Raw genomic sequence first — 17,969 nt, 5'->3', positions numbered from 1 at the left:
TGGTTTCCATTGCGGCGGCCAACGGCAAAGCCCACTGTCATTCCTGTCGAGGCAGGAATCACGATGCGACACGTATTGACCTCATTTCTGTGCGCGCACTGGGCGATCGTTTTCGCTCTGCTCGCGCTGATCTGTATCGATGGAAATCGAGGTGTGGCGGCGGTTCTTGGCATACTCGGCGTGACAGTCGAGAGCGCCCGCTTGATCAATCTGGAGGACATCGTCGTGGTCGCTCCGCTGGCGACCGCATTTCTGGTCGTGGCGGTGCTGTTCTTCTGGGCCTTTGTCGATACGCTGATCAACGATGCGTCCAGCCCGGGCGCGGACAGCGTCGTTCGCATCGCCTTTATTTCCGCCTCCGGCGTGATGTCGGTGATGCTGATCGGCGGCGCGGCCCAGGGCATCAATGGCCTGTTCATGGTGGTGGCCGTGCAATTGGCCGCACTTCTGGCCTCCTATGTGGCGATGCTCGCTGAAAGGCGTTCGGTTGCCGCGTTGGACGAAGACGATTTCCACGTCAGGGCGCACAGCATGGCGAAGGCCGCGGCGCATAATTCACTGCTCTCCCTGATATCGGGCCGCGCCGGGCCCAACCGCGAGGGAGGTCGCTGATGCGCTACATCTTCGCATTGTGGGCGGCCCCGATGGCGCTGTTCTGGGGCTGGTTCTACCTGTCGCTCAACGACATGAACTTCGGCTATGTGATGCTCACCCGGCAGTTGCACGATTTCGTGTTCCAGCTCTATGGCCAGCTGCTCGGCATCGATCCGGCAATTATCCCCGGCATGGTGGCAAAAGCTTGCGTGTTCGATGGCTTGCTGCTCGTCGCGATATGGGTGTTTCGCAGGCGTCGCGAGATTTTGGGCTGGGTCAGGCGGCGCTGGACGGGTCCGGTTCGGTTCGATCGGCTGCATCGAGCGACTGGAGCCGGTCCAAAACTCCCTGCAGAATAAAGGCGGCTGCCGCCGAATCGATCTTGCCGGCGCGTTTGGCGCGCGAGAAGTCCATTTCGATCAGCGTCCGTTCGGCCGCGACCGTCGACAGCCGCTCATCCCAGAACACGAAGGGAAGGTCGCTCAGTTGCGCCATGTTGCGCACGAAGGCGCGCGATTTCTGTGCGCGTGGGCCTTCCGACCCGTCCATGTTGATCGGCAGTCCGATCGCCACCGCACCGACATTCTCCTTCTCCAGCAACGCCAAAAGCGCGGCGGCATCGAGCGAGAATTTCTTTCTGAGGATGACCGGGCGGGGGTGAGCGAAAGAAAAACCCCGGTCGGAAACCGCGACGCCGATCGTCTTGTCGCCGAGATCGAGCCCCGCCAGGGTCCTGCCGTCGACGAGCCGTGCCGGCAATTGCTCAATCGTGATGACAGCCAACGGTTTTCCCTCGTCTTTTTCGGCGGCCTGCGTCTTTCCCGACGCGCGGCGGGCACTATACCCTTTGATCTCGGGGCTATCGGCGTTCTATCCTTTGGCTCGGCAAAAATCGAGGAAATGCATTCATGAAACTGACCTGGTACGGCCACTCGGCCTTCCGCATCGAAACCGGTGCCGCGAAAATCCTGATCGACCCTTATCTGATCGGCAACCCGTCGTGGACGGGCGGTTGGGAAGGGCCGGCCGAAGGAATCACGCACGTTCTTTTGACGCACGGACATAGCGACCACATCAGCGGGGCCGTGGAAGTGCTTGGCAAGAGCGGCGCGCAACTGATCGCCAATTTCGAGATCTGCATGTACCTGGTCGGCAAGGGCGTCAGCGACAAGAAGATCAATCCCGGCAACATCGGCGGCACGGTCGATTGTGGCGGTTTCACCACCACCTTCGTCCAGGCGCTGCACTCCTCATCCTTTGGTGAGGACGGCGGCAAGAACGTCTATCTCGGCAATCCCGGTGGGCTGGTTCTGCATTTTCCAGAAGACAGGACGCTCTATCACATGGGGGATACCGACATCTTTTCCGACATGGCGCTGGTCAACGAGTTGCACGAGCCGAAGATCGGCATCGTTCCGATCGGCGATCGCTTCACCATGGGCGGCGCGGTGGCAGCGCTAGCCTGCCGCCGCTTCTTCAAATTCGACACGGTTGTCCCTTGCCATTTCGGCACGTTCCCTATGATCGATCCGACGGCTGAGAAGTTCGAAGCCGGCCTGGAAGGATCCGGGGTGAAGCTCGCATTGCCGAAAATTGGGGAGACGATTACCATCTAGAACGACCAAAGCGGAACAAATCCATGGCCTTGGGGCGATCTCTTTGCATATCGATGGTTGTCGCGGTGTCGCCCGCGCTCGCCGCCGGTGGTTTCGTCGAAGGCGGCAACGGCGGCAGCTGCTGTCTGTGCGAGGGCATTGCCCTGCCATGACGATGCTGGGCCGTGTCAGATCGTTTTTTCGCGCTGAGCGGCCGGTGTTCCAGCGGCTGGAACTGCATGTCGCGCATGGCTGCAATCTGTCGTGCGAAAGCTGTTCGCATTACTCCAACCATGGCCATGCCGGCATAGTTTCGCTCAAGGAGGCGGACGGCTGGATGGGGCTGTGGAGCCAGCGCGTGTCGGTCAAGCGGTTCGTGCTGCTGGGAGGCGAACCCAGCATTCACCCGCAACTGCCTGGCTTTGTCGGGATTGTGCGGCGTCACTGGCCGCGCGCCAGCCTGGAGATCGTCACCAACGGCTTCTTTCTGCATCGCCATCCGACACTGCCGGCTGTCCTTGCCGCCGATCCCGACGCGCGACTGATCGTCTCGGTGCATCATGATTCCGAGGAATACCGGGAGCGGCTGAAGCCGGTTTTCGATCTGCTGGAGGCATGGCGGCGAGACCACAAGCTGCTTGTCGAGGTCCGTCCGTCAGACAAGATCTGGACCCGGCGGTACGAAGGATTCGGCAATGCCATGGTGCCTTTCGAGGACGGCGCCCCTCGCGCCAGTTGGGAAATCTGCCCGGCTCGCCATTGCAAGCAACTGCATGACGGACAGATCTCGAAATGCGCGCCGCTGGCCTATCTGCCGATGCAGAAGGCGAAATACCGGCTGTCCGAGAAATGGGATCCCTATCTCGCCTACCGGCCGCTTGAGCAGGGTTGCTCCGATGCCGAACTGCTGGCGTTCGCCGCGTTGGAGGAGGAGGATGCCTGCGCCATGTGCCCGGCAAAGCAGCATTTTTTTGAATTGCCAAATCCCTTGCGCCGTCCCGGGGACCGCGTCGGCACGCCGGCCTAGGCTTCGCACGATGCATGTTGCGCGCCGCGCGCCGCGCCGCTATAGCCCGAACTGGTTTTCCCCGAGGCAAATACATGTCCGTTGACGTCAAGACAGTGAAGCGCGTCGCACATCTCGCCCGCATCGCGGTGAGCGAGGAAGATGCCGAGCGCATGACCGGCGAACTGAACGCCATACTCGGCTTCGTCGAGCAGCTGAACGAGGTCGATGTTTCCGGAGTCGAACCGATGACCTCGGTGACGCCGATGCAAATGAAGAAGCGCGGCGATGTCGTCACCGACGGCAACAAGGCGGCTGACATCGTCGCCAACGCACCGGCGACCGACGAGAATTTCTTCCTCGTGCCGAAGGTCGTGGAGTAAGGCGCCGATGGCAATAGAGATCGCCATCGAGACGCCGCTGCAGGACGACGTTCGCGGCCTGGTCATCGAACTCAACGAAACCTTGCTCGAATTGACGCCGCCGGAGCACTGCTATCATCTGACGGTCGAGCAGATGGCCGGCGAGGACACGACGGTTTTCATCGCTCGCGACCAAGGTATCGCCATTGGCTGTGGCGTCCTGAAGCGGCATGGCGACGCCATCGGCGAGGTCAAGCGCATGTTTATCAGGCCATCGCACCGGGGCCGCAAGATTGGCGCCGGGATCGTCGAGCGGGTCGAGGCGCTGGCGCGCGATGAAGGGCTGAAGCGGCTGGTGCTGGAGACCGGCGATCGCCATCCCGCCGCCTGGACCGTCTACGAACGTGCCGGGTTCTCGCGCTGCGGTCCGGTACTGGACTATCCCGATTCCGAGTGGTCGGTATTTTACGAAAAGAGCCTTTGATGAGCGACCTGACCCGACTGACGATTTCGCAGGCCCGCGCCAAGCTGCGCGCCAAGGAAATCACCGCGACCGAGATCACCGAAGCCTATCTCCTGGCGATCGATCGCGCCAATCCGGCGCTCAATGCCTATGTCGCGGTGACCGGCGACAAGGCGCGTGACATGGCCAAGACCTCCGACGCAAGGCTGCTCAAGGGCGAGGGCGGTGCTCTGGAAGGCATTCCGCTCGGGATCAAGGACCTGTTCGGTACCGAAGGCGTCCACACCCAGGCCTGCAGCCACGTGCTCGACGGCTTCAAGCCGCGCTATGAATCGACCGTCACATCCAATTTGTGGGCCGACGGCGCGGTCATGCTGGGCAAGCTCAACATGGATGAATTCGCCATGGGGTCGTCCAACGAGACCTCCTACTATGGCCCGGTCATCAATCCGTGGCGGCGCTCGCGCGTCGATACGGTGGTGATGCCGACGACACATCAGGGTGATGGCGGTTTCGTGTCGGCCGGCGGCACGAAAACCCAGCGCAGCCTGGACAATGCCCACCTTGTGCCGGGAGGCTCTTCCGGCGGTTCGGCGACCGCCGTGTCGGCCTTCCTGTGTGCCGGTGCAACCGCCACCGACACCGGCGGCTCGATCCGCCAGCCGGCCGCCTTCACCGGTACGGTCGGCATCAAGCCGACGTATGGCCGCTGCTCGCGCTGGGGAATCGTCGCCTTCGCCTCGTCGCTCGACCAGGCCGGCCCGATCGCCCGCGACGTGCGGGACGCCGCTATTCTTCTGAAATCCATGGCCTCCGTCGATCCGAAGGACACCACGTCCGTCGACCGCCCGGTGCCGGACTACGAAGCTGCGATCGGCAAGCCGATCAAAGGCATGAAGGTCGGCATTCCCAAGGAATACCGCGTCGACGGCATGCCCGAAGAGATCGAGGCGCTGTGGCAGAAGGGAATTGCCTGGCTCAGGGATGCCGGCGCCCAGATCGTGGACATTTCCCTGCCGCATACCAAATACGCGCTGCCGGCCTACTACATCGTCGCGCCCGCAGAGGCCTCGTCCAACCTCGCCCGCTATGACGGCGTCCGCTACGGCTTGCGCATGCCGGGCAAGGACATCGTCGAGATGTATGAGAAGACCCGCGACGCCGGCTTCGGCCGCGAGGTCAAGCGCCGCATCATGATCGGCACCTATGTGCTGTCCGCCGGCTATTATGACGCCTACTATCTGCAAGCACAGAAGGTGCGCAATCTGATCAAGCGCGACTTCGAGAACGTCTTCGCCGCCGGCGTCGATGTCATCCTGACACCGGCTACGCCATCCGCCGCCTTCGGTATCGCCGACGAGGACATGGCCGCCGATCCGGTCAAGATGTACCTAAACGACATTTTCACAGTCACCGTGAACATGGCCGGCCTGCCCGGCATCGCCGTGCCTGCGGGCCTCGACCCCAAGGGATTGCCACTCGGCCTTCAACTGATCGGCAGGCCGTTCGAGGAAGAAACATTGTTCCAGACCGCCGCCGTCATCGAGCAGGCGGCCGGCACATTCCAGCCGGAAAAGTGGTGGTAAGGGTATCGCTCGCCTGATGCATGACGCCGAAAAATCGCGATCGATTTTCGGAGAGGATCATGCGCAGGACCAAGGCATTACAGCATCCTAGGCGCTGTAGGGGTTGAGCGATGTTCTATTACTTTTCCAAGATATTCTGGTTCTTCATCCAGCCGCTCAACTTGACGATCTTCCTGCTTTTGGCGGGACTGATCGCGGCGATGATCGGCCGGCGGCGACTTGCTGTCACCGGCAGTGTGCTGGCGTTCTTGGTCCTTGCGCTGTCGGCCTGGACGTCGCTCGGCGCCGTGATGCTCAATCCGCTGGAAGAGCGCTTTCCAAAACCGCCGCTGCCACAGAAGGTGGACGGCATCGTCGTGCTCGGCGGCGGCTTCGAGGGCGCCATCAACCTCGCGCGTGGCGGCTATGAATTGAACAGCGGCGGCGATCGCATGGTCGAGACCGCAATCCTCGCCAGGCGCTTTCCGCAGGCAAAAGTGGTCGTCTCCGGTGGAAACGGCTCACTGTTGTTCGAGGGCGAGGGTGATGCCGACACCGCCCCGCGTTTGCTCGAGGCGCTCGGTGTCGCGGCCGATCGGCTGATTCTCGAAGACAAGTCCCGTAACACTTACGAAAACGCCGTCTTCAGCCGCGAACTGGTCAAACCCAAACCGGGCGAGACGTGGCTGCTGGTAACATCAGCCTTTCATATGCCGCGCGCCAAGGCGCTGTTCGACAAGGCCGGTTTTCCAACCGTTCCGTGGCCAGTCGACTATCGCACTTCGGGCAAGGAGGGGATCGGACTGTTCCAAGACAACCCGTCCGACTCGCTGCAGGCAACCACGATTGCGGTTCGCGAGTGGATCGGGCTTTTCGCCTATTGGCTTTCAGGGCGCATCGATCGGCCGTTTCCGGCGCCGGGCAGCGGCGAGGGTTCGGCAGCTTCCCTTTGATAGGCTTCGACAACCACGTCGGTCCTGGTGACCCAAAGGCGTTCTCGGCGGCCGGAAACCACGTTCCGCGTCCAGACAGGATAGTCGTGCACCGATGACCCGGCAATCAATGTCGCTGCCGGAGCAAACAAGGTCGGCAGGTGCTGCGCCGCGATTGTCAAAAGAGCGGAAACATCGCGGGAATTCCTATATGTAGTCCTCGACGTGACCCAGGAGACAGCGTGTTCCTTTCGGTTTTCGACCTGTTCAAGATCGGCATCGGCCCCTCCAGCTCGCACACGATGGGGCCGATGACCGCTGCGCGCCGCTTCCTCGACGAGGTCGCCGGCGACGACTGGCCGCGTCCCGCCGGCGCCAAGGTCGACCGCATCGGCGCCAGCCTGCATGGTTCGCTCGCCTATACCGGCATCGGCCATGGCAGCGACCGTGCCGTCGTTCTCGGCCTTGCCGGCCAGACGCCGCAAACGGTCGACCCCGATCAGGCCGACGAAATTGTCAGCCGCATCAGCGCCGACAAGCTGATTTCACCGCCCGGTCACCCCTCGTATCATTTCGACCCAGCCACCGATCTGGTACTCGACCGCAAGACACCGCTCACCGGTCACGCCAACGGCATGGCGTTTTATGCCTACGATGCCGGCGGCCGGTTGCTGCTCAAACGCATCTACTATTCGATCGGCGGCGGCTTCGTGGTTTCGGAAGAAGAGCTGCAGCGGATGAAGGCCAAGGGCTCGGTCACGACCGAAGGCAAGAAGGTGCCGTATCCCTTCAGGAACGCGGCCGAGATGCTGAAGATGGCGGCCAAGAGCGGCCTTTCCATCGCCGACATGAAGCGCACCAACGAGGAAACGCAGATGTCGCGCGAGGAGCTCGACACCGGTCTGGACGCCATCTGGGGCGCCATGAAGGGCTGCATCGATCGCGGCCTTTCGCAGGACGGCATCATGCCGGGCGGGCTGAAGGTGCGGCGGCGCGCCAGACAGCTCCATGACAAATTGCAGGAGCAATGGCAGCAGAACCGGCCAAACCCGCTGCTCGCCAATGATTGGCTGTCGATCTATGCGATGGCCGTCAACGAGGAGAATGCGGCCGGCGGGCGCGTCGTCACCGCGCCGACCAACGGCGCGGCCGGCACGCTGCCGGCGGTGCTGCGCTACTGGCTGCATTTCCATCCCGAGGCGGACCAACCCAGCATCCGCGACTTCCTGCTGACGGCAGCGGCGGTCGGCGGCATCATCAAGTCCAATGCGTCCATCTCCGGCGCCGAGGTCGGCTGCCAGGGCGAGGTGGGCTCAGCCTCGGCCATGGCGGCCGCCGGCCTGTGCGCCGTCATGGGCGGCACGCCGGAACAGGTCGAGAATGCGGCGGAAATCGCGCTCGAACATCATCTCGGCATGACTTGCGACCCAGTCGGCGGGCTGGTGCAGGTGCCGTGCATCGAGCGCAACGCGCTGGGTGCCGTCAAGGCGGTGACGGCCGCGTCACTGGCCATCAAGGGCGACGGCGTGCATTTCGTGCCGCTCGATGCCGCGATCGAGACCATGCGCCAGACCGGCCTCGACATGAACGAGAAGTACAAGGAAACCAGCCTTGGTGGGCTGGCGGTCAATGTCGTGGAGTGTTGAACGGGACGTCGGGCGCTGTGGAGAAGTCCGTCAGGCCGTTGACGCCTCCGCGCTCCGGACTAAACCTTAGCGCATGGCTCTCAATCTCCTAAAGCTTTGCGTCGGCTGCGACAGTGTCGAGGATCTGGAAGAGTGGATCGCCTTCCGCCTTGACGAGCGTCGCCGTGCCGGCGAACCAGCCGAACATTGGCACACCACCCGCATGATGCCGACACGCGGCGACGAGGTCACCGATGGCGGCTCGCTCTATTGGGTCATCAAGGGAAGCGTGCAATGTCGCCAGTTGATCACGGAAATCCGGCCGTTCACCGATGACGATGGCATCGGCCGTTGCCACTTGATGCTCGATCCCGAGGTGGTGCGTACCGACTGGCAGCCGCGCCGCGCCTTCCAGGGCTGGCGTTATCTCAAGCCCGCGGACGCCCCGCCCGATCTCGGCAGGGGTAAGGCGGGATTGGTGGAGATGCCGCCGAAACTCAGGCGCGAACTGGCCGACCTCGGCTTGCTCTAGACATTGAGCGGAAGGGTCGCCCGTTGCCGCGCGGGCTTCTTCTGGCCCCCAATCTAGCGTCGCGCTGGACTTGCAAGCGACGCGACAACGCCACATCTTGAAACCCATGCGCGATGAAGGACTGGCGAGGTAGACACAGGCCGCGGTGTCGGGTGAAGGCCATGATTCTGGCGCAGAAAAAGTGTTGAAGGACATCACTCGGCTGTCCAGGCGGACAGGATGCCTGCGGGGCGATGGGAAATGTTAGGCGCAATTGTCGTTGTGGTCGCGTTGTTGCTGGTGCTCCTGGGGGTAGCTACGGCCTTTCTCCGCGCGGATCCGGCGCAACTCGCAGGCGGGATGAGAAAATGGGGGCCGATCCTGCTGGCGCTGGTCGGCGGTGCCGTGCTCCTGGTCGGGCGTCAAGGCATCGGCGGCGTCATCCTGTTCGTGGCAATTGCCTGGTACGGCGCCACACATACGGGCCGGCCAAGTGCAAGGCCGGCTGCTGGGAAACGCTCAACCGTGCGGACAGCAGCACTCGAGATGGAACTCGATCACGATACGGGAGGCCTTGAAGGGCTGGTCCTGGCCGGCCGCCACGATGGCAAGATGCTTGGCTCGATGACCCTTGCGGAATTGCAGCATCTCTATCGCGAGCTCTCCGGCGACCCGGAGAGCCGGCAACTGCTAGAGACGTATCTTGACGGCAGATTTCCCGTCTGGCGCAAACACGCTGAGACGGACGGTGGCGAAGGGCTGGGTGTTGCGCCAGGTCCGGGCGCCATGACTAAGGAGGAGGCCTACAAGGTCCTTGGTCTTGAAGCGGGGGCCGCCGCGGCGGATGTCCGCAAGGCGCACCGCCGCCTGATGCAGCGCCTGCACCCCGATGTCGGCGGCACGTCTTTCCTGGCGGCGCGGATTAACGAAGCCAAGGACGTCTTGCTCTCCAATCACAACTAGTCTCCTTCGACGCAGTATTTTTCCGGGAGATATGTTCCACGCCGTCCTATTGCTGGACGGCGTAGCACTCGATTTTCTTCTTCTTCAAAGCGGTGCAGGCATTCCAGGCTGCGTCCTTCGACCCAAAGCCGCCGAAACGGGCGCGGTAGTAGGTGACGCCATCGTTGTCGTAAGCGACGGTGAAGGCGGAAGCGTCGGCCAGCACCTTGGGCGCCTGCTTGGTGGTCTTGTCGAGGAAAGCCTGGGCGTCGGACTGTTTGGGCGAGGAGGCAACCTGGACGGCCCAGCCTGACGGAACCGACGCGGTGCTGACCGGATCGATGGTGGCCGGGGCAGGCTCGGCATAGGCGGCCACCACCTGAGCGGTGTCGACCTTGGGGGTGGAGACGATGACCGTCTTAACCTTCTTTGCCGGGACAACCAGCTTGGGTGCCTCTGCCTCGGCGGTATCCTCGTCCTCGCTGTCGCCCTGGGCAACGGTCGCGTCATCGGCGACAGCCGTATCGGCTTCCGCCACGGCCACCGGCTTTTCGTCCGGGATCGGCGCGTCATGCTTGGGCAGGAGAACCTTCGCCAGTGCGCTGACGGGATTGCTGTCCGCCTTGGCGATCAGGTCGCCGCCACCGCGGGTCGAGGCCCTCGGCAAATAGGTGTTGATCAGGGCTGCCATCTGGTTGTCGCGGCTGCCGCCCGACGTGCCGCCCATGACGACGGCGACAAGGCGGCGGTTGCCGTCGGCCACCGACGAGACGAGGTTGAAACCGGAGGCGCGGGTATAGCCGGTCTTGATACCGTCGACGCCCTTGATGCGTCCGAGCAGACGGTTGTGGCCATTGATGCGCTGGCGACCGTAGAGAAAGGATCGCTGCGCGAAATAGCCATAGTACTGGGGAAAATGTTCGCGCAGCGCGATGCCGAGCGTGGCCATGTCGCGCGCGGTGGTGAACTGCCCCGGGTCGGGCAGGCCGTTGGCGTTGCGGAAGACTGTCCCGTTCATGCCGAGCTGCCGCGCCTTGGCCGTCATCATGCGGGCGAAGTTGGTTTCGTTGCCGCCGAGCATTTCGCCGATCGCGGTCGCCGAGTCGTTGGCCGACTTGGTGACTATCGACAGGATCGCGGTCTCGACCGTGATCGATTCGCCTGGCTTTACGCCGAGCTTGGTCGGCGCCTCGGCGGACGCATGGGCCGAAAACACGACCGGCGAGTCTTTGCTGATCTTGCCCTTCGCCATCGCTTCGAAGGTCAGATAGAGGGTCATCATCTTGGTCAGAGAGGCAGGATAGCGCCGACCGTCCGCGTTCGCCGAGTAGAGCACCTTGCCGGTCTTGGCGTCGACGACGATGGCGGCCGACTTCGCCGCCAGCGACGATGCCGCACCCGCGACGACGAATGTCATCGCCATGGCGAGGATCATGATCGTTTTGAGAGGGGACGCGGATTTGAAAACGATGCCCGACAACGCCTGACGCACTGGTAGTTCCTTTGAATTTCTTGTTGCGCTGGAGGCGGCAAAGGGATCCTGCCTCACTTCCGGCCAAGCTAGCGGGGCAGCGTTACCAATCCGTTTATGGTAACCGCCGCGTTCACCATTTTCTTCGGGCTTGAAGCTCTCTTTATTCGAATCTTAGCCATCGGCCTTCGGGCTGTGCATCGACGCGGACAAAATGTTGACTTTTTGTGCAGTGCACAATATATTTACGTGCATTGCACAAACGCCGCCCGGGCAGGGCGCCGTCTTATGAACAGGCAACCGTCAAGGGAATCAGGAAATGACCCAGACCTACGAAGATTTCAGCAAATACGGCAAAGAGTTTGCCGACACCGGATTGAAGAGCTTCGCTTCGCTGTCGAAGGGCGCTCAGGCGATCGCCACCGAGGCCGGCGAATATACCAAGAAGAGCTTCGAGGCCGGCAGCGCCGCTTTCGAGAAGCTGTTCTCGGCCAAGTCGCTCGACAAGGCGATCGAGATCCAGTCCGAATACGCCAAGCAGTCCTACGAGGCGTTCGTGGCCGAGGCCACCAAGATCGGTGACCTCTATGCCGAACTCGCCAAGGAGGCTTACAAGCCGTTCGAATCGATCGTTGCCAAGGCGAAGTAATTTTCGCCCGAGAATTGCAGATCCCGCCCTTTGGGTGCGGGAAAAAACCCGGTCGTGGAAACGCGGCCGGGTTTTTTCATGCCAATTCCCGCGCCGCGACAGCGTATCGCTTCACGATTGCGAAAATCCGCCACGTTGGTCACCTAGCCATATTGTCAGCTAACCAGAAGGGCTTAAAATCGTCCATCGAACACCTACATGTCGAACTCGCATGAGGATTCGAAGAGGCAGGATTACGTGACGATCGGTTTGACTGCCACGAGACGAGTGGCGCGGATGCAGAACGGCGGCGGCGACGGCAATGAGGCCGGCCGTGGGACGGCGGTTATCACGCGCACCAAAACCAAGACCAAGAAGCCCAGCCTTTACCGGGTCCTCATCCTCAACGACGACTACACTCCGATGGAGTTCGTGGTTCACGTGCTGGAGCGTTTTTTCCAGAAGGACCGCGAAGCTGCCACACGCATCATGCTTCATGTTCACAATCATGGAGTGGGCGAGTGCGGGGTCTATACATTCGAGGTGGCCGAGACCAAAGTGTCCCAGGTCATGGATTTCGCCCGACAGAATCAGCATCCGCTGCAATGCGTGATGGAGAAGAAGTGAGGTAACATGCCGGCTTTCTCCCAAGGCCTGGAAAAGGCGCTTCATCAAGCGCTGACGCTCGCCAACGAGCGGCACCATGAATATGCAACCCTTGAACACCTGTTGCTCGCGCTCATCGACGACACCGAGGCGGCCGCCGTCATGCGCGCCTGCAACGTCGACCTCGACGAGCTGAAGCATACCGTTCTGACCTACATCGATACCGAGCTCGACAATCTGGTCACCGGCTACGATGAGGATTCCAAACCGACGGCCGGTTTCCAGCGCGTGATCCAGCGCGCGGTGATCCACGTGCAGTCGTCCGGTCGCGAGGAAGTGTCCGGCGCCAACGTGCTCGTCGCGATCTTCGCCGAGCGCGAGAGCCACGCCGCCTATTTCCTGCAGGAACAGCAGATGACCCGTTACGACGCGGTCAACTACATCTCGCATGGCATCGCCAAACGTCCGGGCGCATCGGAGAACCGCACTCCGCGCGGCGCCGATGACGAGCAGGGCGGCCATAACGGCGCCGAGCCGCAGGAAGAAGGCGGCAAGAAGAAGCAGCAGCAGGACGCGCTGACCGCCTATTGCGTCAACCTCAACAACAAGGCCAAGGCCGGCAAGATCGATCCGCTGATCGGCCGCGAGAGCGAGATCAACCGGACCATCCAGGTGCTTTGCCGCCGTTCCAAGAACAACCCGCTCTATGTCGGCGACCCCGGCGTCGGCAAGACGGCGATCGCCGAAGGTCTGGCCAAGCGCATCGTCGAGGGCGACGTGCCGGAAGTGTTGCACAATGCCACCATCTTCGCGCTCGACATGGGCACGCTTTTGGCCGGCACGCGCTATCGCGGCGACTTCGAGGAACGGCTGAAGCAGGTCGTCAAGGAGCTTGAGGATTATCCGGGCGCCGTCCTGTTCATCGACGAGATCCATACCGTGATCGGCGCCGGCGCGACTTCGGGCGGCGCGATGGATGCGTCGAACCTGTTGAAGCCGGCGCTGTCGTCGGGCGCGATCCGCTGTATCGGTTCGACCACCTACAAGGAGTTCCGCCAGTTCTTCGAGAAGGACCGCGCGCTGGTGCGGCGCTTCCAGAAGATCGACGTCAACGAGCCGACGATCGAGGATGCCATCGAGATCATGAAGGGCCTGAAGCCCTATTATGAGGAATTCCACAAGGTGAAGTTCACCACCGAGGCGATCAAGGCCTCGGTGGAGTTGTCGGCGCGCTACATCAACGACCGCAAGCTGCCGGACAAGGCGATCGACGTCATCGACGAGACGGGTGCCTCGCAGATGCTGGTGCCGGAAGCCAAGCGCAAGAAGACGATCGGCATCAAGGAGATCGAAGCGACGATCGCCACCATGGCGCGCATTCCTCCGAAGACGGTTTCGGCCGATGACGAGAAGGTGCTGCAGGGCCTGGACATCGAGCTCAAGCGCGTCGTCTACGGCCAGGACACCGCCATCACCGCGCTGACCTCGGCGATCAAGCTGGCGCGGGCCGGCCTGCGCGAACCGGAAAAGCCGATCGGCTCCTACCTGTTCTCGGGCCCGACCGGTGTCGGCAAGACCGAAGTCGCCAAGCAGCTGGCGGCCTCGCTCGGTGTCGAGCTGATCCGCTTCGACATGTCGGAATATATGGAGCGCCACACCGTCTCGCGGCTGATCGGCGCGCCTCCCGGCTATGTCGGTTTCGACCAGGGCGGCCTTTTGACCGACGGTGTCGACCAGCATCCGCACTGCGTGCTGCTGCTGGACGAGGTCGAAAAGGCCCATCCGGACCTGTTCAACATCCTGTTGCAGGTGATGGACCACGGCAAGCTGACCGACCACAACGGCAAGCAGATCGACTTCCGCAATGTCATCCTGATCATGACCACCAATGCGGGCGCATCCGATGCGCAGCGCGCGGCGATCGGTTTCGGCTCGACCAAGCGCGAAGGCGACGATGTCGAGGCGATCAACCGGCTGTTCACGCCGGAATTCCGCAACCGGCTCGATGCGATCATTCCGTTCGGCTCGTTGCCGGTGCCGGTGATCCACCAGGTGGTGCAGAAGTTCGTCATGCAGCTGGAAGCCCAGCTTTCCGAGCGTGGCGTCACCTTCGACCTGTCGCCGGACGCGATCGCCTGGCTCGCCGACAAGGGCTATGACGAACGCATGGGCGCTCGTCCGCTCGGCCGCGTCATCCAGGAGCACATCAAGAAGCCGTTGGCCGATGAGGTGCTGTTCGGCAAGCTGAAGAAGGGCGGCACGGTGCGCGTCACCGTCGAGAAGAAGGAAACCGGCGAGACCGGCCTCAAGCTCGAATCGCTTGCCGACGAGGCGCCGGTGAAGCCCAAGAAGGAAGAGCCGGAAGACGCGCCGAAGCCACCCAAGGCCGCAGCCAGGAAGCCCGCGGCAAAGAAGGTCGTGGCGCAGAAGCCCGAGCCCAAGGGCAAGGACGGCGGTAAGCGAAGCCTCGTACCGCAACTGCCCAGAAAGGGCTGAGCCCGCGAAAGTTGAAAAAGCCCCGGAAACGGGGCTTTTTTCATGGAGCAAATGAGGCGCATGGCCGGGCAAATCACGGCGCGCCGCGTTCGGGAAAGTCGAGCATCGCCGAGGCTATCGGTGTATCACGCCTCGGGCAATGCACGGATGCGATCCGCCAGCGGAACCATGACTGTTCCGGCGTGCGCCCGGTGCAATGCCGCCCCAGTAATTTTCCAGATCGCAATGGCAATGAGCGCGCCAGCGTAGCCGTCTATGGCATAGTGCCAGGCAAGGACAATTGAACCGAGCATGATGAGCGCCGCGAATATCCACATCAAGACGCCAAGGCGGATGGATAGCCTTGTCGCATAGAGGGCAATGAGCACGGCCGAGGCGACATGCATGGAGGGAAATGCCGATATGCCCATGCTGCCCGAAGGCACGCCCTGATAGCCGTCCCACAGCCTGTCCTGCAGGGACAGGGCCCAGATCGGATATTGCTGGCTTGCCGATTGAAGTGCGTCCATCAACGGTTGGTAGAGATCGCCAAGGCCGAGCCTGGCGTAGTAGCAAGGGCCGGCCGACGAGAACATCAGGGCAATGCCGAAGCCGCCTATCAGCCAGACCAACATGAAGCTGAGCAGAAACTGATGGCGCAGAAGCGAATCGCGGGCGGCGGCGAGGCTTGAAAAGATCGCCGAGAGCAGCACCAAAAACCAGAGATTGTAACAAAGATTGAAAAAATGAACGGCCAGGGGGCGTTCGACAATCCACCAGACCCATTGGTAAGTGGGGCGGCCGAAATGCAGGCCGACGCTGAATCGTGCAAAGGCCTGGTCCCAGGAGAAAGGCGCCAGCAATGCGATCGCCCCTTTCAACACCGCGAAGCCGGATACAAAAGCCATGATCGCTGCCAGGCCGTTCACGCCGTTGGCGATGCGCCTTCGATCAGACACCAACTGCCAGAACGAGCCAAGGAAAAGGCGGAGCGGCGATGCGGCGCCGTCTACAAACGCCAGCCATAGCAACCGGAACGCGGCGTAAATACATCCGGCGACCCATAAATACACCCCCAGATAGAAGCCGTAGTCGGCAAGCAGTCCGAAATCCGGCAGGTTGCCGACGTGGGCGCCAACCACGAAACCCAAGCCGAGGGTAAACCAGGCAATCGCATGAATAGCGCGGTGGCGAAAAAAGGATTCGGCCAAGAGATGCAGAAAGGCGCCGCTCACGCTGGCGCCGAACTGTCTGCCGAAGGTTTCCGAAACATCCCGCATCGCCTGTCCCCCTGCGATAGAGATGCCCGGGGAAGGCTTGCAAAGATATGAACAAAGTAATCGCGGGCGGTAATACACGCGACAAGATGATCGGCCGGTTTATAAAGTATTAAACTCCGCTCTGGAGGGCGCTGCGGATCTTGTCCGCGTTCCGCGCCAGCACTTGCGGATTCTCCATCGCGCCCGCATGCGGCTTCAGAGGGATGCCGTCGAAACGCGGGATGACGTGGATATGCAGGTGGTAGACGGTTTGTCCGGATGCAGGCTCGTTGAACTGCATTATGGTGACGCCGTCGGCATTGAGAGCCTTCCTGACCGCACGTGCGACTTTCTGAACAACCGTGAAAAGGGAGCCGAATGTCGACGGGTCGGCGTCGAGCAGATTACGCGACGGCGCTTTCGGCACCACCAGCGTATGGCCCGGTCCTTGCGGCATCACATCCATGAAAGCCACGACAGCCTCGTCTTCGTAGACGCGCTGCGAGGGTATCTCGCCGCGCAGGATTTTTGCGAAGATGTTGTCGGTGTCATAAGTGGTTTCGGCCATGGCGAGCGCTCCGGAGGGTGCCTTGTCGTCCTGTGTAGCGAAGCCACTTCCGAGCGGCAAGACGAGCCATGGGGATCAGCTTATCGCCCATGCCGACCTCGACGAGCGGCACCTGCGGTGGCCACCGGATCGCACGCATGCCGAAATGCTGCTATTCCTCGAGATCCTTGCGAAACGGCGTGTGATCTTCCAGATATTCGCCCATCCGCTCCACCTCAAGCCGCTCGCGTCGAAGATAGTCGGCGACCGCTTTGCGCAGGCCCGGGTGCGCAATGTAGTGCGCCGAGTGCATGATCACCGGCCGGTAGCCGCGCGCCAGCTTGTGCTCGCCCTGCGCACCCGCCTCGACCACCTTCAGCTTGCGTTCGATGGCGAAGTCGATGGCCTGGTGGTAGCAGACCTCGAAATGCAGGTAGGGGTGATCCTCGATACACCCCCAGTTGCGGCCATAGAGCGCGTCGGAGCCGATGAAATTGATGGCGCCGGCAATGTAGCGCCCGTTGCGCCGGGCCATCACCAGCAGGATGTCGTCCGCCATGCGTTCGCCGATCAGCGAGAAGAACTGGCGGTTCAGATAGGGGCGGCCCCATTTGCGGCTGCCGGTGTCCATATAGAACGCGAAGAAGTCGTCCCAGGCCTTTTCGGTCAGGTCCTTGCCGGTCAGCCAGTCGATCGTGATGCCATCGGCAAGGGCTTCGCGTCGTTCCTTCTTCATCGCCTTGCGCTTGCGCGAGGCAAGCGTGGCGAGGAAGTCGTCATAGGTCGAGAAACCTTCGTTGAAGAAATGGAATTGCTGGTCGGTGCGGTGCAGGAAGCCTGCCGCCTCGAGAGTCGCGACGTCGCTTTCCTGCGCGAAGGTGACATGCGCCGAGGACACGCCGAGCTTGTCGGTCACCATTTTGAGACCCGCGGCAAGCCCGGCCTTCACCGCATCCTGATCCTCGCCCATGCCGACCAGCAGGCGAGGGCCGGTGACGGGCGTGAATGGCACGGCACTTTGCAATTTGGGATAGTAACGGCCGCCGGCGCGCTCGAAAGCATCCGACCAGCCGTGATCGAACACGTATTCGCCCTGGCTGTGCGACTTGAGATAACAGGGAACAGCGCCGAGCAACCTGCCTTGCGCGGTCTCCAGCCGCAGATGATGGCCTTGCCAGCCAGTGCGCCGCACGGCGCAACCGGAATCCTCCAGAGCGCTCAAAAAAGCGAATGAAACGAGCGGGTTATACCCGGCTTCCACGTCCTCTCGCGTAGTGCCGGCAAAGCCGTTCCATTCATCACGGGTGAAAGCGCCGATGCCGGCGGCTATGCGGATCGCATAGTCCGCATTTGCCGTTTGCTCATCGCCATCGCCGCCCTGATTCATG

At 62.1% G+C, this 17,969-nt stretch carries 19 protein-coding genes; 14 read left to right on the top strand and 5 right to left on the bottom strand.

Annotated features, from left to right (window positions below; genetic code table 11):
• The first annotated feature begins 63 nt into the window (after window positions 1–63).
• Window positions 64–612, top strand: a complete 549-nt coding sequence (locus LB556_RS02100; protein ID WP_224562705.1) for a hypothetical protein — start codon at window positions 64–66, stop codon at window positions 610–612.
• On the top strand, window positions 612–953 hold the full coding sequence (locus LB556_RS02095; RefSeq protein ID WP_224562702.1) for a DUF6105 family protein: 342 nt from the start codon (window positions 612–614) through the stop codon (window positions 951–953). The genes LB556_RS02100 and LB556_RS02095 overlap by 1 nt, the downstream gene beginning before the upstream one ends.
• Here the strand turns inward: LB556_RS02095 and ruvX are convergent.
• On the bottom strand, window positions 871–1,377 hold the full coding sequence (gene ruvX / locus LB556_RS02090; RefSeq protein WP_224562699.1) for a Holliday junction resolvase RuvX: 507 nt from the start codon (window positions 1,375–1,377) through the stop codon (window positions 871–873). The genes LB556_RS02095 and ruvX overlap by 83 nt on opposite strands.
• Before the next feature lie 125 nt (window positions 1,378–1,502).
• Here ruvX and LB556_RS02085 point away from each other — a divergent pair, with 125 nt between their 5' ends.
• The 9 genes from LB556_RS02085 to LB556_RS02045 all read left to right on the top strand — a co-directional run bounded on the left by LB556_RS02085 (window position 1,503) and on the right by LB556_RS02045 (window position 9,616).
• The gene (locus tag LB556_RS02085; RefSeq protein WP_224562687.1) at window positions 1,503–2,210 is read left to right on the top strand and encodes a metal-dependent hydrolase; all 708 of its coding nucleotides are present in this window, start codon (window positions 1,503–1,505) and stop codon (window positions 2,208–2,210) included.
• A gap of 148 nt (window positions 2,211–2,358) precedes the next feature.
• A complete protein-coding gene (locus tag LB556_RS02080) occupies window positions 2,359–3,216 on the top strand; it encodes a radical SAM protein (protein WP_224562674.1) in 858 nt (285 codons plus the stop codon).
• A 74-nt stretch (window positions 3,217–3,290) separates the two neighbouring features.
• A complete protein-coding gene (gene gatC, locus LB556_RS02075) occupies window positions 3,291–3,578 on the top strand; it encodes an Asp-tRNA(Asn)/Glu-tRNA(Gln) amidotransferase subunit GatC (protein WP_224562671.1) in 288 nt (95 codons plus the stop codon).
• Between the two features lie 7 nt (window positions 3,579–3,585).
• Window positions 3,586–4,041: a GNAT family N-acetyltransferase gene (locus LB556_RS02070; RefSeq protein WP_224562668.1), complete on the top strand. Its 456-nt coding sequence runs from the start codon at window positions 3,586–3,588 to the stop codon at window positions 4,039–4,041.
• Window positions 4,041–5,606, top strand: coding sequence for an amidase (locus LB556_RS02065; protein WP_224562665.1), 1,566 nt, complete (start codon window positions 4,041–4,043; stop codon window positions 5,604–5,606). Before LB556_RS02070 ends, LB556_RS02065 begins: the two co-directional genes overlap by 1 nt.
• A gap of 110 nt (window positions 5,607–5,716) precedes the next feature.
• On the top strand, window positions 5,717–6,538 hold the full coding sequence (locus LB556_RS02060; RefSeq protein WP_224562662.1) for a YdcF family protein: 822 nt from the start codon (window positions 5,717–5,719) through the stop codon (window positions 6,536–6,538).
• Window positions 6,539–6,759: 221 nt separating this feature from the next.
• On the top strand, window positions 6,760–8,163 hold the full coding sequence (locus LB556_RS02055; RefSeq protein ID WP_224562660.1) for an L-serine ammonia-lyase: 1,404 nt from the start codon (window positions 6,760–6,762) through the stop codon (window positions 8,161–8,163).
• Between the two features lie 73 nt (window positions 8,164–8,236).
• Complete coding sequence (locus LB556_RS02050) at window positions 8,237–8,674, top strand: DUF1489 family protein (protein WP_224562658.1); 438 nt, start codon at window positions 8,237–8,239, stop codon at window positions 8,672–8,674.
• A gap of 240 nt (window positions 8,675–8,914) precedes the next feature.
• Window positions 8,915–9,616, top strand: a complete 702-nt coding sequence (locus LB556_RS02045; RefSeq protein WP_224562656.1) for a DnaJ domain-containing protein — start codon at window positions 8,915–8,917, stop codon at window positions 9,614–9,616.
• Window positions 9,617–9,662: 46 nt separating this feature from the next.
• Here LB556_RS02045 and LB556_RS02040 read toward each other — a convergent pair whose 3' ends face one another.
• Window positions 9,663–11,087 carry an SPOR domain-containing protein gene (locus tag LB556_RS02040; protein WP_224562641.1) on the bottom strand — a complete coding sequence of 475 codons (1,425 nt, stop codon included), beginning with the start codon at window positions 11,085–11,087 and terminating at the stop codon, window positions 9,663–9,665.
• Window positions 11,088–11,385: 298 nt separating this feature from the next.
• Between LB556_RS02040 and LB556_RS02035 the strand changes: the two genes are divergently transcribed.
• The 3 genes from LB556_RS02035 (at window position 11,386) to clpA (ending at window position 14,796) form a co-directional block, all read left to right on the top strand.
• Window positions 11,386–11,715, top strand: coding sequence for a phasin family protein (locus tag LB556_RS02035; protein WP_140891046.1), 330 nt, complete (start codon window positions 11,386–11,388; stop codon window positions 11,713–11,715).
• A gap of 276 nt (window positions 11,716–11,991) precedes the next feature.
• Window positions 11,992–12,321, top strand: coding sequence for an ATP-dependent Clp protease adapter ClpS (clpS, locus tag LB556_RS02030; protein WP_010909565.1), 330 nt, complete (start codon window positions 11,992–11,994; stop codon window positions 12,319–12,321).
• Between the two features lie 6 nt (window positions 12,322–12,327).
• Window positions 12,328–14,796 carry an ATP-dependent Clp protease ATP-binding subunit ClpA gene (gene clpA / locus LB556_RS02025; protein ID WP_224562638.1) on the top strand — a complete coding sequence of 823 codons (2,469 nt, stop codon included), beginning with the start codon at window positions 12,328–12,330 and terminating at the stop codon, window positions 14,794–14,796.
• Window positions 14,797–14,921: 125 nt separating this feature from the next.
• Here clpA and LB556_RS02020 read toward each other — a convergent pair whose 3' ends face one another.
• The 3 genes from LB556_RS02020 to LB556_RS02010 form a co-directional block, all read right to left on the bottom strand.
• On the bottom strand, window positions 14,922–16,055 hold the full coding sequence (locus tag LB556_RS02020; RefSeq protein ID WP_224562628.1) for a phosphatase PAP2 family protein: 1,134 nt from the start codon (window positions 16,053–16,055) through the stop codon (window positions 14,922–14,924).
• Between the two features lie 109 nt (window positions 16,056–16,164).
• A complete protein-coding gene (locus tag LB556_RS02015; RefSeq protein ID WP_224562625.1) occupies window positions 16,165–16,602 on the bottom strand; it encodes an HIT family protein in 438 nt (145 codons plus the stop codon).
• Window positions 16,603–16,753: 151 nt separating this feature from the next.
• Window positions 16,754–17,968, bottom strand: coding sequence for a GNAT family N-acetyltransferase (locus LB556_RS02010; RefSeq protein WP_224562622.1), 1,215 nt, complete (start codon window positions 17,966–17,968; stop codon window positions 16,754–16,756).
• Between the last annotated feature and the right edge of the window lies 1 nt (window position 17,969).

The sequence above is a fragment of the Mesorhizobium sp. ES1-4 genome (genome assembly GCF_020164745.1).
GTDB lineage: Bacteria > Pseudomonadota > Alphaproteobacteria > Rhizobiales > Rhizobiaceae > Mesorhizobium.
Note: the sequence above shows the minus strand (reverse complement) of the source record. Positions and strands in the feature narration are given on the sequence as shown.